Consider the following 15,432-nt stretch of genomic DNA (forward strand, 5'->3'; position numbering starts at 1 on the left):
ATCGCCACGACCGCTCGCGCAGGACACCGCTGGACGCGTCAATGCCGTAGACCTGGTGCAAGTCGCACTCGATCAGGGCCCATTGGCCCAGCAGCGCATCCCAGGTCAGGGACGGGGCGCCGCGGCCTTGCGGCTGCGCGACGAGACCGCCCTCGTACCACTCGTAGAGGCCGGTTTCCGGGTCGTACTCGCCGCACCCGACGCCGAGGAGCCGCGCGACGCCTGCCGACGGCCCGCCCTGTTCTGTGCTTTTCCCGGGGCGTCCCCGGTCGCCCAGTACGCGGCGGCGGTCTCACGGTCGGCGGTGATCCACATCATGGCCGTGAGTGCCACATGCCGGAAGCGGCCCCAGCTGAGATCGGCGCGCAGCTCTTCGTACGTGTCTCCGAGGCACATGCGGTACAGATCGAGTTCCTGCTCGTCGTCGAGCGCGGGCGCCATGTCAGCGCTGCCCCCGGCGGCGAGGCGGGCCGCCATGGTCGTAATGCGCTCGATCCGGATACCGTCCTCGGCCGACGGGTCCTCGATCCGGTACGTCCGAACCACACCGTCCCGGCCTGCGATCGGCAGTTCGAGCGCGTCGTCGAGAAAGTCGCCGAGCGCCTGAAAGTCGGTCACGGCGTCTCCGGGGCAAGCGGGTTGGTGATCGGCAGAAGAGCGCCGTCTCCGGTGAGGGTGACCTCCACCTGATCCAGTGCGGTGTACTCGCCACCGGACGGAGCCCACGTCACCAGGGCGTGACCCTCGTACGCCTCCGGCAGACCGGAGCGGTCCATGTACCGGACGTGAACCAGCGACGCCGACCCGTACGCGAAGCTGGCGAGGCGCAGCGCCTCGTGAACGGCGTTGTACGTCTTCGCCGTGTCGTTGATCTTGCGGTTGATCGTGGCCGACAGCTCCCACGACTGGCCGGTCTTGGTGTTCCCGGCCCAGCCATCGGAGTCGTAGTCCGAGGAGTCTTCGATGTTCGGCTCGGCGGCCGGCTGAAATTCCGTGACTCCCGGGCACAGCTTCCAGTCCGGCGTAGAGCCGGTACCGACGTTGACCTCAAGCCGCCACCTGCGGGCGAGCGCGGTCACTGCGGGTTCGACAGGGGTACTCATGGGGCGTTCTCCTACTCGTAAGCGTTGGGGGTGGCCCGGGTGGTCCGGGCGTAGTAGTTGGCCGTCAGCTCCATGCGGCCGTTGCTGTCCAAGCCGAGCTGCGCCTCGGACTGGCGCCACATCAGCGCCACGTGGACGGTGCGCAGGTGGAATGCCTCGCGGCCGTGCAGGAGGTCGCACACGGCGTCGGCCAGGCTGTACGCGTCGCGCGGATCGCGGCCGGCACGCATCCGCACCTGTACCGCGGTGATCGCGTCCGTTCCGCCCGTGTCCTCGACCGAGTACGGCGTCAGGCAGATGACCCGATCCGGGGCCGCGGGCATCACGCCGAGGATGATCGCCGTGCCCTGTGTGGGGTACGGCTCATCCGGCGGCCCGTACGTACCGAGGCCCTGCTCGTCGAGCAGTTCGGCCAGACCTTCGGCGACGTCAGCTGTGTAGCTCACTGAAGTGACCGCCGCAGCTGCGCCGCGATGATCCGGCCGACCGCCGCGGCCTCGGCAGCCATCGGCTGTTCCAGGTATTTCGCGGTTCGGCCGGTGTCGTGCCGGTAGTCCATCTCCTCGTGCTGTCGGACGGCGTACGGGGTGTCGTAGGCGACTGCGGCTGTGAGCTGCTGCTCGTCCACGGTGGCGGTGCCGGATCGTTCGAGGGTGCCTTCCTCGATCGGCACCCGCTCGCGGCTGACCTGAAGCACATGTTCGGCGCCGAGCCGCAGCCCGCGGGCTGCACCCTCGCGGGTGCCCCGGATGATGGCCTCGCCGTTCCACGTCAGCCGTGCGCGCTGCGTCATTCGCAGAACACCTCCGTGCTCTCGGGTACCGGAAGCCCCGGCGCGGTGTGTGGGGCGATGTGCAGCGCGGTTGTTACGCGGCCAGACGGCAGAGTGATCCGAGACTGTGGCGGGCAGTCGAGCCCCGGCTCGGCGATGATCTGGGCAGTCGACGTGACCTCGGCGCCGGTTCGGTCCCGCACGGTTCGTACGGTCTCGGAGACGAGTGCGGCCACGGGGGCGCCCGGCGGCCAGTAGACCGGGCCAACCGGTCCGTCACCGCGGTACCGGGCGATGGTGATGCGGTGCGGCAGCAGCCACGTGGGCACCCTCACCAGATCACCCCCGGCAGCAGTCCGGCGCGGGCCAGAGTCCGTTGTGCGCGCGGTCCGATGTCGACCGCCACACCGACGGGCCCGCCCTTCCGGCCGGACATGCTCACGGGGCCGATGCTGACCGAGTCCCATTGGCCGGCCGCTCCGGTGTCGTCCCCGCCCTGCGCCGCCACGTACTCGACCTGCGCGCACGTGGCGGCGGCGAGCGCGGTCACGATCGCGGGATCGGTCGGCATGCCGTCGGCGTCGGTCTGGTAGACCGCGGTGAGTAGGGCGTCGTCAACGTCCTCGCTTGCGCGGGTCAGCAGCCGTACGGCGTCCGCCGGGGCGGGCTGCCCCGTGTACTCCGCCAGTTGCTCAGAAGTGGCGTACACACGGGGCATCGGTCACCCCTTCGGCTTGGGCTTGGACGGCGAACGCCCCGCGGCCTTGGCCTGCGGGGCGTCCTTGGCCGGCTCTGACTCGGTGTCCGGGTCCGGATCGGCGTCCTCGTGATAGCGGCGCAGCAACACGGCGCGCCCCCCTTCCTGATCAGGTGGTGGCGAGGGTGCCGACGCACACACCCTTGTCGTCGAGCCGCTTCACGGCGTAGTGCAGGTTCGTCGTGATGACCGTGGTGCGCTTGAGAATGTCCCGGTCGAACTCGACGATCGGGCGCCGCTTGTACAGCAGCCCCAGCGCGTTGTTCTTGAGCAGCAGGAACTTGCCCGCGGCCACCCGGTCGGTGACGATCACGGGCATGCCCGCGATCTCGCCGATCTGGCCGGTGCGCACGGCGGTGGTGCCGCCCAGCTTCGACGCGTCGATGAACTGCGGGTCGGCCCACACCTGGGTCCGCTGCACGGAGTTGATGAAGAGACCGGCGAACTCGGCAGGGTCGAACTCGTCGCCGAACCGACTGATGGCGTTGTTCACGACCCCCCACGTGAGCACGGTCTCGCCGGTCGCGCTCGTGTAGGTGTACGGCTGGCCTCCGCCCTGCGCGGTCTCATTCGCCTGCGCCTGCGCGATCAGCGCGGCGTCGACCTTGCGGGCGGCGAGGATGCCGAACTGGCGCTGCGCCTCGGTGCGCGGGTCGCCCAGCGCGTTCAGCATGGCGTTGTCGCTGATCTCGACGGCCTTGCCGGCTTCCTTGATGGTGGCCTTGCTGCTGGTCTGGCCCATGACGGTGGTGCCCATGGCGACGGCCTCGGTGAGGTCGTCCAGCTCGCCGAGGGCTCCCCACTTGGGGAAGTTGATCGTGTCGCCGGGCTGGCCGGCAAGGGTGTCGTCGGTAAGCACGGCGGGGCTGCCTCCGACGCGTACGGCGCCGGTGAACTTGGCCTGGGACATGTCGCCCCACACCTCGGGGACGATCAGATTGCTTGCCTTGGTCTCGGCCACGGTGGGCCCTCCTTGGGGGTTATCCGGCGAGGCGCCGGTAGGTGTCGGGGTCGGTCTCGTAGAGCTCGGCGCGCTGGGCGTAGCCCATGGCGGCGAACTGGGCGGGGGTGACGCCTCCGCCTTGCTGGCCGGTGAAGTCGGCGCCGCCGCGGGGCGGTCCGGCCGGCGCGGTGCCGAGCTTCGGGTTCGCGGTCACCGCGGCCTTGACGGCGGCGGCCACGGCGTCGGTGTCGGTGGGGTCGATGTCGGCGAGCGAGGCCGCGAACGAGCGGGAGTCGAGCAGGGCGTCAGGGTCGCCTCCGGCGTCGCGCGCGGTGCGGTACACCGCCAGTTCGACCGCGGTCTGTCGGGCCTGCTGCTGCGACTCCGTGAGCTGCTGCGTGAGCTGCGCGGGGTCCGGCGGGGTGTCGCCCGGCACGATGCCGAGTGCCCTGCCGATCTCCTGCGCAAGCTGTGCGCGGGCGTCGTCGGCGGCCTGCTGCTTGGCCGTGACGCGGGAGCGCCCGGCGTCCTTGCGGGCGGCGGCCAGATCGGCTTCAAGCCGTGCGATCGTCGCGGCCGGGTCCTGCTCGTTGCCAGTGCTGACGGCCGGGTCGGTGCTCGGCGGCGCGGTGGGGGTCGGGGCCTGCCCGGTACCCGTCGGGTCGCCCTGCTGGCCGGTGTCGCCCGTGCCGGTGCCGGTCGTGGTCTCGCTCATGGGGTGCCCTCCTGGGGCGGTATGGGCCCGCTCCTGGCGGGCGTGGGCATGCAAAAAGGGGCCCGCTCCTGGCGGGCCCCGGGGTGATGCAGTCTGTGGTGCGCCTACTCGGCGCGGTCCTTAGAGGCGAGCGGACGGGCGCGGGCGTATCCGCGGACCCATGCGCCACGCAGCAGCGACGTGCGCGGGTACGGGCATGCGGTCGGTGGGTCGCCGCGGCGCCCGGCCTCGGCCCCCTCGTTCACGGCACGTGTGACGTCCTCGCGCGTTCCCACTGCGTCACCTCTTGTTCTGGTGGTCGCTCTCGTTCTTACGGGCGCCCTCGGCCCAGCGCTGCCGCTCGCCGGTCGCCTTCTCGATGAACTCAGCCTGCGTCAACCGGCCGTGCTTCGCCCACCATTCGCGCAACTCGTCGGATGCACGGGCGTGCGCAATACGGGCTGGCCCTGAGAACAGGCTCATGGGGTCGATGCCGTCGACTTGCGCGCGCTTGTTGAGCAGGTACCCGCGGCACGCCTCCTCGGCGTCGAGATACTGCCGGTAGACGTACTCGGCGTACATCTCGCGTGCCTTGGCTCGGGTGATCCGGTCGCGCGCCTCGGTGCCGCGTTCCTCGGCGGCCTTGACCGCGGCGGCCAACTCGTCCGCGAACTTCGCGTCGCGGGCGAGCGCTCCCCATTCCTCCGGCTCCGGCAACGGGTCGAGTACGTCGTCAACCGCGGCCCGGTCGGCGAGCATGTTCGCCACGGCGTCGCCGGTCGCGGCTGCGGCCGGCAGTGGGTCGGGTGGGTAGCGGCGGTCCAGCTCGGCCGCGATTCGGCCGCGGTCCCGGTCGTCGAGCGAGGCGGCCCGCATAGCGGTGCCCATCTCCTCGTCGGTCATCTCGCGCATGGTCTCGGCGTCGCCGGACCGGACGCGGGCGGCCTGTACGTACGGGGTGCTTGGCGCGGTGTTCGGCGTCGGGAGGTTCGACGCTCCGGGCTGCTCGCGGGCGCGGAGCCGACGCAGGTCCGGGTGCGCGGCAAGGTGGTCGCGCATGGCGCCCTGCCACTGCCTGACTTTGGCGTTCGCGGCGCGCGCCGCCTCGGGCGTCGTTGCCGCGGCCGACCGGTTCTTGTACTTCCTGATGGCGCGCTCGATGGCGCGTTGCCGCTGCCCTGCCTCGTACCCCTCGGGGTCGCTGCCCCCGTGCGCGGGCGGGCGCGTGATGCCCGGCGTGTACGCGGCCACAGAATGGCGGCAGTTCGGGTGTTGCAGCCCGGCCCGGCGCGCTTCGTCGAGCGTCCCGGCGACGTGCACGGGCACCTGCTCGCCGTCCTTGGTCGCGTGCTCGGCCTTGACCGTGCGGGCACCGTCCGGGCCGCTGATCGCGAGAATCTGCGACTCCCACGGGCGGCAGAGCGGGCACTCGCGCGGCGCGTTGCTGACGATGACCAGCTCAACCCCAGCAGTCTCCAGCGTCCGCATGTGCGATTCGGTCGCCGCTCGGGCTACCCCGGTACGTACAGCCATTTCGGCGTAAGAGGTCAGTTTCCAGCGGCGGCCGGCGCGGTCGACGAATGACGTGATTCCCTCGTCTGCCCAGCGCTGCATGGCGTCCTGCGTGGCCTGGCGGCGGGTGCCGATGCCGAGCAGCGGCGTTGCCGCGACTTGCGCCACGATCGCCCGGAAGCGGTCGAGCACGGTTCGCAGGATCGACCGGTGGGTGTCGGTGACGCGGTCGACTGTCTGCTGTGCGAGGCGGTCGACGGCTTGCGCCTGCGGGGTGATGTCGTCGACCAGACGGCGGGCGTCGTCGGACAGTGCGCCAAGCTCGGCGACTCCGGCGTGGTGGCCGACGTTGTACGCCTCGGCCGTCACGTTGAAGACTTCGAGCGTGACGGCCTTGCCGAGTTCGTCGACAACCCCCTGTGAGGCCCGACGCAGTGCCGTGATAGCGCTGAGCTTGCGCTCGGCCCACTGCGGCGAGTCATACCCGCCCTCCAACTGGCGGGCAATGATGCCAAGTAGGCGTTCCTCGGCGGCGGCGTACAAGTCACGCGTACCGGCGGCCAGATCCTCGACCATGCCCGGGTGAATCGGCACGTGTCCCCCCGTTTGCACTGCTATGCGATCAGCTCCGGAGTACCTTGGCCTCATGCCGACTGACCACACCCAACCGAGCCAGATCAGGTGCGACCGTTGCGGTCAACTGCTCAGCTATTGGGGGCCGATGGGCAATAGGAGTTGTAGGCGATGTGGCTTGATGCTGGTAATGAGCGCCGCTGCGACTCCCTCAGCTCGGCAAGAGACTGACCGCGTGCTTGACCGGATCAAAGGGTGTGCCGCCCTCGTCGCTCTCGCGGTCTTCGCCTTCATCATCTACGCGATAATCAGCGGAGGTAGCGGCAACTGAGAGCGCCGCCGCACATCTACATGGGGTAGGTGTCTCCGGGGTCGGGCGCTGCTGCGCCGGTCTCAGCAAGGATCGCGGCAACCTCGGCGTCAACCGCCGCGTCGTCCAGGTCCGGCGACCGGTACTTGACCTTGGTCCTGGTGCTGACGGCTCCTGCCCGTGCGAGCAGTTCCAGCGTGGTTGCCTTGCTCTGCTCGGACTCGGCGGCGTCGAGCCGGAACTCAACGATCGGGCGCTCCGGTGTGATCCGGGCGCCGAACTGGGCGACGGCGAGCAGCTGGTAGGCGTGCAGGAAGTCGGCGAGGCTGCTGCGCCAGTGGCCGGCCTTCTTCTTCGTCGTTGTCGTGCTGCGGCCCTTGCGGTCGTCGACTTCCGTGGCCGTGATCGCCTCGCCTGCGGCCTCAAGGCCGAAGCTCTGCGCGGAGTATCCGGCAGACTCAACGGCCTTGCGGGTCAGCGCCTCGGCCGTCTGCTGGTGCTCGGCAACCCTGATTGAGAACTGCGACAGGGTGATGCCGCCGGCTTCGGTGGGCGGCATGTTCAGGCTGCTGTACACCTCGCGGTCGTCGTCGAACGCTGCTCCCTGGCCCGGCCCGAGGCTGGTCAGATACCCGTCGGGGACGACCAGTCGTGCGCGGGCGAGTCGGATGTCACGCATCCATGATGTCCAGACGTCATCGAGCGCGGCGAACTGGTCATGGATCGGGGCCGCGTAGTCGCTGCGTCCCATGGGGCTTGACCGGTGCAGGCGGTTCGGCGTCATGTTCGGCACGTAGACGGCCGTCAGCATCGGGATACCGGTGTCGACCGATACCCCGTCCTCGCCGAGCGATCCGGCCAGTCCGGCTGTCTCAGGGTGCTCGGTGAGCGGCACGGCCCGGCCGATGTTGTCCGGGGTGCCCTCGTACAGGGCGTGCACGATGCGGCCCGGCTCGTGCCGTTCCAGGTGCCGGTAGATGGTCTGTGTGTCGCCGCTGTCCAGCTCCCGCCAGAACGTCACGGCCCGCAGGTGCCCGAATGCGTACTCGGGTACGGCGTTGTCCGGCTGCACGGTCGTCGGGATCGGTCGGTCCGGCACGATGCCCCGATCCCACGTCAGTCGCAGGAAGATCCCGGACATGGCCGATGCCTGCTCGGCGGCACCGAGCAGCAGCGAATGCACGCGCGCGGTGTCGATCGCTTTGGCGAGGTAGTCGGTTGTGGTCGTGTCCGGGGTGGTGATGGCTGGCATCTCCGCGAACAGAAGATCGGCGGCCACGGTGGCGATGTCGCCCGGCAACGGGACATGTAGCCTGCGTTCCCGCTTTCGCGGGTAGTCGGCCGACTGCCGTCCCCACAGGGACCTGCGCCCGCTGCGGCCGTCTTGGTCGGCGCGGTGCGGGGTGTGTTCGCGGCGGTCGGCGACCCGTGCAAGGCGGTCGGGGTCTCCGGCGTACCACATGGCGTCGCGGGCCATTTCGCGGTACGCGGCGGCCATGGCCGGCGGCGGCCACGGTGCCCCGTTGTCAGGCAGTGCCATCGGTGGTCACCTCCTCGGATGTGGTCTGCTCGATCACATCGGCGACGTCCCGGAGGAAGTCAGCCAGGCACCGGCTGATGCTGCCGTGGGTATCGGTCGGGTCGGTGGTGATCGTTCCGGCCTGGCACGGCATGCCGCCAACGGTGATCGTGACGGGCAGGGTGATCGACGGCAGGGTTACCGCGAGGGGCGCGGTTGTCATGCTGTGGCCTCCTCAGCGGTGGGCATGGTGAGTAGGTGTCGCCACTCGTGGGCGGAGCTGTGAACGGCGTAGCGAAGCGCGTCAACGGAGTGATCGTTGAGCTTCACCGGCTTGTCCTCGCCCTTTTCGGCGGCCTGCTCGTCCCACACGTATCCGGGTAGTTCGTCGAGCAGGCCGGCGCATGACCGGTGGATGCGGAGTCGGTCTGCGGCAAGGGCAGAAGCCACGGACCGGATGCCGTCACCAACTGCGTTGTCGGCGCGGGCGATACCGGGGTATCCGTCGGACCAAAGCTGTGTGATCAGCGAAGCGGCGGACGGGTCAATGAACGTCCACTCAGGCCGGATGCCCTGATCGGTCACCCACTCGCGGATGGCGGCGGAGTATTGCGCGTCGGTCATCTGCCGTTGCGCCTGGCGGGAGTCGTGGCGCCACTCTGCGCACGCGTACAGCCGGTCGTCGACACCGAGGCCGAGCAGGATCACAGACGTTGCATTGACCGTGCCGTAGTCCACGCCGATCCAGTGTCGGCGCATCTCCGGCAGGGTGTCGACGACGTGGCGCGCTTCGTCGTACGCCTCGTAGATGGCGCCTTCGGCCATGACCCACAGCCCGAGCACGTTGCGCTTGTAGAACAAGCCCCGATAGCTGGCTTTGGTCCGAGCTTTGTACGCGTCGGACAAGCCTGGGTTGTCGTCCATGACGAAATGCCAGGACCGGAGACGCGTCTCGCGGGGCCGGAGTAGGTACTCCTTGCGGGCCCAGTGGTTCGGGTTGTCCGGGTTGGTCGTCCCGAAGATCTTCGAGCCGTCGATAGAGCAGCGGGCGTTCAGCTGGTCGTAGAAGGATCGGGGGAGCGTCGTCAACTCGTCGACGTACGCGCCTGCGCAGGTGAGGCCGCGGACCTTCGGTTCGGCCTGGGCATCGTTGGCTCCGAGCGTGTGCACGGTGCGGCCGAGCACGTGCGCGGTGGGGGCGCCGTTGGTGTACGTGATGTCGCGGGCGAGCGGCCCGAAGATCGACGGATCGGTAAGCGGCCCGAACACGTTCCGGGCGAGGCTGTCGCGGGTGCGGCCGACCATGACCAGCTCGCCACCCTCGGGCCGGTCGGCCACAAAGTCCAGCCACCGGAGCAGTGACGCGATGGTCTTGCCGCTTCGAACGCTGCCTTCCCAGATGTTCTGAAAGGCGCGGGCCTCCATGATGGAGTCGATCTGTTTCGGGGAGAGCGCGAGGCTACTGCCCATCGGCGGCGGCCTCCGGCTCCTCCTCGGCCTCGACGGGCGGGCCACCATGGCGGGCTGCGTAGTCGCGGGCGAGACCTGCCATCAGGTCGCCGATCACGCTGCGCCCCTGCTCGCCCGGGTCGTTCTTCGGCGGTACCAGCTTGAGCGAGCGGTCGAGCGCGGCCCCGGCGGTAGCCATCATGGTGCGGCGGTCGGCCGGCGTCGGCTCGGGCTGCATGCGCTCGGCGTACGAGTGCATGGATCCGCCCCACTCGAAATAGAGCTGCGGCTGTGTCATGCGGCCGATTTCGCGTTCGGCAACGTCATGCAGGGTGGCGGCCATTTCGGTGCGCCGTGCGTCAAGGTCCGCTTTGCGTACGGCGGTCGCGGTGGCGACCTCGGCGGCGCGGTCGAAGGTGAGCCCCGCGTCTGCGGCGATCTTCGAGACGGTGCTCGGTGAGCGCTTGAGCTTCTTGGCGATGGCGTTGCGGGTCATGCCCGCGGCGTGGTGGCGGCGGACGGCTCGCCGGTCTGTCTCAGTGATGGGTCGGGGCTTGGTCACGCGTCACCTCCTCGCCGCGGTGGTCTGTGTGGTGGGGCCGGTCCGGGCGGGTTGCCACTTCCCGCCGCATGCTGTCGTCACCAGCTCTTCCGGACCGGCCCCGGGCATGCGAAACGCCCCGTCGCGACGAGAGAGCGACGGGGCGTTCGGGGCGCCAGTTTCCGGGCATGCCGGGGTCGCCTCGATTAGATCACAGATCGATAACGGTGGGCAACGTCACTTCGGGCAGAGCGTCTTGCGCAGCGCCTCGTTCAGTGCCTTGCCCTGCGCGTCCGTGAGCGGGCGGGCGTCATTCCCGAACCGCTGCGCCGCCAACCAGTCGATTTTGCCGTTCGGCTTCGCGAGCGAGGAGCACTGATTCCGCCCGGCATCAATTGCCTTCTGCTCATCCACGATGATCTGCGGGTCAACGGCTGCGATCGCGTCTAGGTACGCGTCGCGGGCGTCGCCGACCGGAGCGGGCGGAATGCCGGCGGCCTTCTCGGCGGCCGAGTAGTCGACGGTCGTCTCCTTCGGTGCGGGCTTTGTGACGTCCTTCTCCTCGCTCGAGCAGGCAGTCAGGGCGAGCAGCGCGGTAGCGGCGAGCAGGACAGCGGCGGGTTTCACGATGGCACTCCGTACGTAGGGCTGTGCAAGGTGTGACAGATGGGGTGTACGGATGGTTGTGCTCGGGCGCGCGCACGACGCTCGGCCCGTCCGGTCGTACGGCTGCGCCTCGCTGTGTCGTACAGCGGGGCGCAGCTTGTCGTACGGGTGCCGCTCGCGCGTCATACGGCCTGGTCAGTGGCCTGCTGGGCGTCGTACGGGGCGAGTTGGTGGGCGGTAATCTGGGGCGCCGTTCCGGGCGGGTAGCCGCCGGTTTGCCATGCGTGGTGGTACGCGTTCGCGACGATGTAGAGCGCCTGTCGTACGGCGTCGGATGCGGTGCAGCCGGTGCGCATGATGACGGCAAGATCGTCGCGCATGCCCTCGTCCTGGACGCGCACGGTAAGAGGCTTGCCGACTGCGGGGATGGTCGGGGTTTTGGTCTGGGTAGGCTTCGGCTTAGCCATGGTCGGGGGTGTCTCCCGTCTGTGGTGAGGGCCCGTTCCGGCATGTGGAGTGCTGGGGCGGGCCCGTAGCGGTTACTGGGGGTCCGAGTACGCGACTACGGCGTCAGGGTCCGGGGTGTCTCCGTCGCGCCATACGGTGACGCGGAGGCGCACGTCAGCGGAGTAGTCCCGCTGTGCGCCGTCCAACTTGCGCTGAGCGAACTCCGCGTCCGTGCGTGGCAGGCCACCACTGGCCTGTTTCGTCTCGACGGTGTGCCAGCTTCCTTTGGGTAGGTTGTCGGCGTCCCATTGGCGCTCGAGGCGCCAGATTCGGCGGCCGGTCCAGAGCTGGTTCTTGGCGTCGTTGGCGGCGGCCTGGAACGCCTCGGAGACTAGGCCGGGGTTTTCGCGGATGATGCGTCGGACGTAGCTCGGGGTGGCGCCGAGTTCGTGGGCGATTTCGGCGCTGGTTCGGCCGTCGGCTGCGGCACGGCAGATGATCCCAGGGGTGCCGAGCTCGACGGCCTTGGCGGCGCGGCGGATTGTGCCGGCCTCGGCGAGGGTGAGCCGGTCGGCGATTCCTGCGGCGAGGCTGTCGCGCTGTTCGGGGGTGGTGGCGCGGGCGTAGTCCTGGGCGAGGGTGAGTAGCCGGGTGCTGTCGAGCGTGCCGGGGCCGTCGTGGGGGGTTTCGGCGGCGCGGTCGCGCTCGTACTGCTCAAGTGCGGCCAGGATTCCCGCTTGGAATCGGCCGACGGCGGGCGGGGTGTCGTTGGTGCTCAAGGGGCCCTTTCAGCGTGCGGCGAAGAGTGCGCCTTGTGTGGGCGCGGGCTGGCCAATGATGACGAGTTGCTGCGCGCCGTATACGTAGGCGGGCGTGAGCTGTGCGGCGCGGCGGGCGCGCGCGGGTGCGGGTGCCGGGGAGGCCGGCGCGTCGCTGAGGTGCTGCTCGGCGACGGCGGCGGCTTCGGCGCGGTCGCGCTGCTCGGCCTTGGCGCAGGAGCGGCAGAGTTTCCAGCCTCGGGCGGCTGTGAAGATCGCGTTGCGGCCTCCGGCGGGGCGCCCGCAGTAAAGGGTGAGCGTTCCGGGACGGCGGTAGTGGCCGGTGGCCTGGTGTGCTGCGCCTCGCACGGCGTGGGTGTCCATGGGGGTGCTCCCGTGGTGGGGCGAGGTGTGGAGCCTCGCGGTACTCGGTACCGTAGCGGGGCGGTACCGAGTACCGCAAATGGCTAGAAGAAAAGGGGCGCCGGAAGTTGCCGGCGCCCCACGGGCCGTTCAGTGAGTGCGCATGATGGTGGGCCCGCTTGTGTGTGGGACTACTGGGCGTCGCGCGGGGCGGTGGCGGTACGGGCCCGAAGGATTCGGTAGACGTAGGACTCGGTCACTCCGAGGTCGTCGGCGGTGGCTGCGGGGCTGACGCCGTGGTCGGCGTCGGCGTAGATGAGCCGCGGGGTGATGGCGGCGGCGGCCTCGGCGGCGAGGCGAAGCGCGCGTACCTCGCTGGTGTCGAGCGTGTCAGTGAGGTGGTCGAGTAGGGCGGTGCGGCCGTCGGGGTTGTCGGCGGTGTCGGCCCAGTCGTCGGCGATGGCGCGCACGGTCTCGAACGGGTCGCGGTCTTCGTCGGGGTCGCCGCCCGCCGCAATGATTTCGGCGCGGCGTTCGTTCTCGTACTGCTCGAAGATGGCGAACAGCTGCTCTTGCAGTCGTCCGTTAGTAGGTGGGCGTTCTTTGTCCATGTGGCAGTACTCCTGTCGGTGGGTGTGTGACACTCACACTGTACGGAGTTCTGGACTAGGTACACAAGTGGGTGAAGAGGTGGGGCGCCAGGCCAATACCCGACGCCCCATGGGCCGTTCAGCGGCGCGCCGACTCCAGCGCCACGTACAGCGTGACCAGATCGGCCCCCGCCCATACTCGCCGGCCCCGGTCGAGCAGCACAGGTGCGGCGCATGCCGAGCCGGTCGAGCAGACCACGGTGGCGGCCATGGGATCGCCGGATCGGGTGTGGGCAGTGAGCTGCCCGGCGCAGTACGGGCACGGCCGGTCGAGCACGGTTGGGCGACCGTCGCGGCCGAGTGCGGTCTCGACGCGCTGCCGGGCGTGGCGGGCGGTCGCCGCGATCTCCTTGCCGAGCACCGGCCGGACGGGGCTGAAGAGGTCGCCGGCCTCCTCGCCGAGGGCGCGCCCCTCCAGCCACACGGCGGCCCAGTGCAGCCCGTACGTACGGCTTCCGGGGGAGGTGGGTGCAGCGTAGTGCCACCGTGCGGGGTCGTCGCGGTCGGTGGCGTCCTCGGCCCACCGTACGAGGGTGGCCTCGACAGTACGGCGGCCGACAAGGTGGCGGCGTACGGGGCGCTGTACGGCGGCGGCCACGGTGTCGCACAGGTCGAAGAGCTCGCGCTCGGTGGTGGTCGCGGCGTCGAGCGCGGTGAGGTTGGCCGGCGCGGGGTGCTCGCGGAGTACGAGCGGGAGTCGGCCGACGGCCGGTTCGTCGTCCGGCTCGGGTACGGCTCCGAGTGCGGCTCCGAGTGCGCGTGAGTCGCGGGGCGGCCACTCGGCGCGCGGCGGCCGGCCGATCGCTGCGAGGAGGTCGCCCCACTGCTCGCGCACGGCGCGCAGATCGGCGGCGACGGCGTCGGGTGCGGTTTGGGTGGTCACTGCTGCTCCTGGTGGGCGAGGTTGGCGAGAGCGGCGCGCAGCTGGTCGCGGTCGGTGACGACGCGGGCCGTGTGCTCGGTCCATGCGGCCATGGCCTTGCGGGCGCGGGCGGCGCGGGCGTTGGCCTTCTGCTCGCGCTCCTTGGCCTGCTTGGCGCGTAGGCAGGCGTTCTGCCATGCGGCCTCGAACCGGTCGGCTCGGGCCTTTCCTGCAAGCAGGCGTTCGCCGTTGCGGTTGAGGGTGCGGGCGGCGTACTCGGTGAGCTCGTCGAGGGGGGTCTCGGCGGAGCGAGCGAGGATGGCGGCGAGGTTGCGGCGGTGGGTGTCGAGGCGCTGCTCGGCCTTCTCGGCGCGGGCGGCCATGAGCCGGTTGAGCCGGTCGCGGTAGATCCTGGCGTCCTGCTCGGCTTGCTCGGCGCGCTCGCGTTCCTGGCGGGCTCCGCCGTTCACCATGCGGTTGGTGCGCTTCATCCGCTCGATGGTGGCCTCGGCCTTCTCGGCGCGGGCCCGTACGTCGGCGACGTCCTCGACCACACCCCGGACCGGTCCCATGCCGGCGCGGAGGGTGCGGAGTTCCTTCTCCGCGATCGTGGTGCGCTGCTCGGCGGTGGCGACGTGCTGCCCGGCGTCGGTGAGGGCGTGTCCGGCGCGGCCGTAGGCGTCGGCGAGCGCGGTGCGTAGCCGTTCGAGGGTGGCGGCCATGTCGTCGAGGGCGAGGCGTGCGGCGTCGGTGGGGGTGGTCACAGCTGCGGCTCCGGGGTCGAGCGGGTCAGGTGGGCGGTCTGCTCGTTGAGGAACGCCCGGATACGGCCGGCGCGCGTGCCGGGCTGTCCGGGGCAGATGAACGGGTAGGGCGGGTTCGTGCCGTGGCAGGCGGGGCAGTCCTCGGCGTTCCCGCCGGTGTGCTTCGGGGCGGCGCGGTCGGCCTGGCGCTGCTCCTCAACGGCCCGGTACACATACAGCTGCTCGGCAAGGTCGGCGGCGCGCTGCTCGGCTTCGCGGATGGCGTCATGTGCGGCGTCGAGCTGGCGGCCCTGGCGCTGAATGGCGGTCTGCTGCCCGGCCACGGTGCGGCGCAGCTCGTCGGCCTCGGTGAGCTCGACCTCGATGTGTGCGCGCAGCAACGACGCCTCGGCGGCCGTGGTCGGTACGCCTCGCTGGATGCGGGAGAGCAGCACGAGCATGCTGTCGCGGCGGGCCTGGCGGTCGGCTCCGCGAAGCTTCCGTTCGGCCATGGTGCGGCGGGCCATCAGACACGCTCCCATGTCGTCGTGGCCTTCTCGATGTGGCCGGTGGCGAGGCTGCGGCCGGTCGGCTCGAAGGTGTCCGGGTCGTGTTCGGCGTAGTGGTTGGTCCAGAACGTGACGCGGGCGCGGGCTGCTCCGGGCTTGTCGTAGGGCCCTTCGTGCTTTGTCCAGGTGGTGCCGTCGGGGCGGGTGATGGTGATTACGGCGCGGTAGACGTCGCCGTTACGGTCGGCTCCGATGCTGCGTGCCATGGGGTGGCTCCCGTGGGGTGTGGGGCCCGCCGTGGTGGCGGGCCCCGTGCGGGTC

General features: G+C 70.3%; 24 protein-coding genes. All 24 read right to left on the reverse strand.

The features are described from left to right. Positions 1 to 105 precede the first annotated feature (105 nt). The 24 genes from ACWCPY_RS02845 to ACWCPY_RS02960 all read right to left on the reverse strand — a co-directional run bounded on the left by ACWCPY_RS02845 (position 106) and on the right by ACWCPY_RS02960 (position 15,377). The gene (locus tag ACWCPY_RS02845; RefSeq protein ID WP_451262517.1) at positions 106 to 618 is read right to left on the reverse strand and encodes a DUF7426 family protein; all 513 of its coding nucleotides are present in this window, start codon (positions 616 to 618) and stop codon (positions 106 to 108) included. After that, complete coding sequence (locus ACWCPY_RS02850) at positions 615 to 1,103, reverse strand: phage tail tube protein (RefSeq protein ID WP_451262519.1); 489 nt, start codon at positions 1,101 to 1,103, stop codon at positions 615 to 617. The genes ACWCPY_RS02845 and ACWCPY_RS02850 overlap by 4 nt, the downstream gene beginning before the upstream one ends. Before the next feature lie 11 nt (positions 1,104 to 1,114). Next, positions 1,115 to 1,549, reverse strand: a complete 435-nt coding sequence (locus ACWCPY_RS02855; protein WP_451262520.1) for a minor capsid protein — start codon at positions 1,547 to 1,549, stop codon at positions 1,115 to 1,117. Then, positions 1,546 to 1,896 (reverse strand): minor capsid protein, encoded by a 351-nt coding sequence (locus ACWCPY_RS02860; RefSeq protein WP_451262521.1) that lies wholly within the window; start codon positions 1,894 to 1,896, stop codon positions 1,546 to 1,548. Before ACWCPY_RS02860 ends, ACWCPY_RS02855 begins: the two co-directional genes overlap by 4 nt. After that, entirely contained in the window at positions 1,893 to 2,210 is a 318-nt protein-coding gene (locus tag ACWCPY_RS02865) for a hypothetical protein (RefSeq protein WP_451262522.1), read from the reverse strand. Before ACWCPY_RS02865 ends, ACWCPY_RS02860 begins: the two co-directional genes overlap by 4 nt. Beyond that, the gene (locus tag ACWCPY_RS02870) at positions 2,207 to 2,593 is read right to left on the reverse strand and encodes a hypothetical protein (RefSeq protein WP_451262523.1); all 387 of its coding nucleotides are present in this window, start codon (positions 2,591 to 2,593) and stop codon (positions 2,207 to 2,209) included. The genes ACWCPY_RS02865 and ACWCPY_RS02870 overlap by 4 nt, the downstream gene beginning before the upstream one ends. Before the next feature lie 3 nt (positions 2,594 to 2,596). Further along, a complete protein-coding gene (locus ACWCPY_RS02875; protein WP_451262524.1) occupies positions 2,597 to 2,722 on the reverse strand; it encodes a hypothetical protein in 126 nt (41 codons plus the stop codon). Positions 2,723 to 2,741: 19 nt separating this feature from the next. After that, on the reverse strand, positions 2,742 to 3,593 hold the full coding sequence (locus ACWCPY_RS02880) for a N4-gp56 family major capsid protein (RefSeq protein WP_451262525.1): 852 nt from the start codon (positions 3,591 to 3,593) through the stop codon (positions 2,742 to 2,744). Positions 3,594 to 3,612: 19 nt separating this feature from the next. Further along, the gene (locus ACWCPY_RS02885) at positions 3,613 to 4,290 is read right to left on the reverse strand and encodes a hypothetical protein (RefSeq protein ID WP_451262526.1); all 678 of its coding nucleotides are present in this window, start codon (positions 4,288 to 4,290) and stop codon (positions 3,613 to 3,615) included. A gap of 104 nt (positions 4,291 to 4,394) precedes the next feature. After that, the gene (locus ACWCPY_RS02890) at positions 4,395 to 4,565 is read right to left on the reverse strand and encodes an Rmf/CrpP fold protein (protein WP_451262527.1); all 171 of its coding nucleotides are present in this window, start codon (positions 4,563 to 4,565) and stop codon (positions 4,395 to 4,397) included. A 4-nt stretch (positions 4,566 to 4,569) separates the two neighbouring features. After that, positions 4,570 to 6,357 carry a phage minor capsid protein gene (locus tag ACWCPY_RS02895; protein WP_451262528.1) on the reverse strand — a complete coding sequence of 596 codons (1,788 nt, stop codon included), beginning with the start codon at positions 6,355 to 6,357 and terminating at the stop codon, positions 4,570 to 4,572. Positions 6,358 to 6,701: 344 nt separating this feature from the next. Beyond that, positions 6,702 to 8,204, reverse strand: coding sequence for a phage capsid protein (locus ACWCPY_RS02900; RefSeq protein ID WP_451262529.1), 1,503 nt, complete (start codon positions 8,202 to 8,204; stop codon positions 6,702 to 6,704). Then, complete coding sequence (locus ACWCPY_RS02905; RefSeq protein WP_451262530.1) at positions 8,191 to 8,406, reverse strand: hypothetical protein; 216 nt, start codon at positions 8,404 to 8,406, stop codon at positions 8,191 to 8,193. Before ACWCPY_RS02905 ends, ACWCPY_RS02900 begins: the two co-directional genes overlap by 14 nt. Beyond that, positions 8,403 to 9,653, reverse strand: coding sequence for a PBSX family phage terminase large subunit (locus ACWCPY_RS02910; protein WP_451262531.1), 1,251 nt, complete (start codon positions 9,651 to 9,653; stop codon positions 8,403 to 8,405). Before ACWCPY_RS02910 ends, ACWCPY_RS02905 begins: the two co-directional genes overlap by 4 nt. Further along, complete coding sequence (locus tag ACWCPY_RS02915; protein WP_451262532.1) at positions 9,643 to 10,194, reverse strand: helix-turn-helix domain-containing protein; 552 nt, start codon at positions 10,192 to 10,194, stop codon at positions 9,643 to 9,645. The genes ACWCPY_RS02910 and ACWCPY_RS02915 overlap by 11 nt, the downstream gene beginning before the upstream one ends. Positions 10,195 to 10,410: 216 nt before the next feature. Beyond that, positions 10,411 to 10,800, reverse strand: coding sequence for a hypothetical protein (locus tag ACWCPY_RS02920; RefSeq protein ID WP_451262533.1), 390 nt, complete (start codon positions 10,798 to 10,800; stop codon positions 10,411 to 10,413). Between the two features lie 161 nt (positions 10,801 to 10,961). Next, entirely contained in the window at positions 10,962 to 11,246 is a 285-nt protein-coding gene (locus ACWCPY_RS02925; protein ID WP_451262534.1) for a hypothetical protein, read from the reverse strand. A 72-nt stretch (positions 11,247 to 11,318) separates the two neighbouring features. Beyond that, complete coding sequence (locus tag ACWCPY_RS02930) at positions 11,319 to 12,005, reverse strand: hypothetical protein (protein ID WP_451262535.1); 687 nt, start codon at positions 12,003 to 12,005, stop codon at positions 11,319 to 11,321. A 9-nt stretch (positions 12,006 to 12,014) separates the two neighbouring features. Next, a complete protein-coding gene (locus ACWCPY_RS02935; RefSeq protein ID WP_451262536.1) occupies positions 12,015 to 12,368 on the reverse strand; it encodes a hypothetical protein in 354 nt (117 codons plus the stop codon). Between the two features lie 170 nt (positions 12,369 to 12,538). Further along, positions 12,539 to 12,958 carry a hypothetical protein gene (locus ACWCPY_RS02940; RefSeq protein WP_451262537.1) on the reverse strand — a complete coding sequence of 140 codons (420 nt, stop codon included), beginning with the start codon at positions 12,956 to 12,958 and terminating at the stop codon, positions 12,539 to 12,541. Positions 12,959 to 13,076: 118 nt separating this feature from the next. Beyond that, positions 13,077 to 13,880, reverse strand: coding sequence for a hypothetical protein (locus tag ACWCPY_RS02945; protein ID WP_451262538.1), 804 nt, complete (start codon positions 13,878 to 13,880; stop codon positions 13,077 to 13,079). Further along, positions 13,877 to 14,623: a hypothetical protein gene (locus ACWCPY_RS02950; RefSeq protein WP_451262539.1), complete on the reverse strand. Its 747-nt coding sequence runs from the start codon at positions 14,621 to 14,623 to the stop codon at positions 13,877 to 13,879. Before ACWCPY_RS02950 ends, ACWCPY_RS02945 begins: the two co-directional genes overlap by 4 nt. After that, positions 14,620 to 15,129: a hypothetical protein gene (locus ACWCPY_RS02955; RefSeq protein ID WP_451262540.1), complete on the reverse strand. Its 510-nt coding sequence runs from the start codon at positions 15,127 to 15,129 to the stop codon at positions 14,620 to 14,622. The genes ACWCPY_RS02950 and ACWCPY_RS02955 overlap by 4 nt, the downstream gene beginning before the upstream one ends. Next, a complete protein-coding gene (locus tag ACWCPY_RS02960) occupies positions 15,129 to 15,377 on the reverse strand; it encodes a hypothetical protein (protein WP_451262541.1) in 249 nt (82 codons plus the stop codon). Before ACWCPY_RS02960 ends, ACWCPY_RS02955 begins: the two co-directional genes overlap by 1 nt. Between the last annotated feature and the right edge of the window lie 55 nt (positions 15,378 to 15,432).

The sequence above is a fragment of the Streptomyces sp. NPDC002403 genome (genome assembly GCF_053593015.1).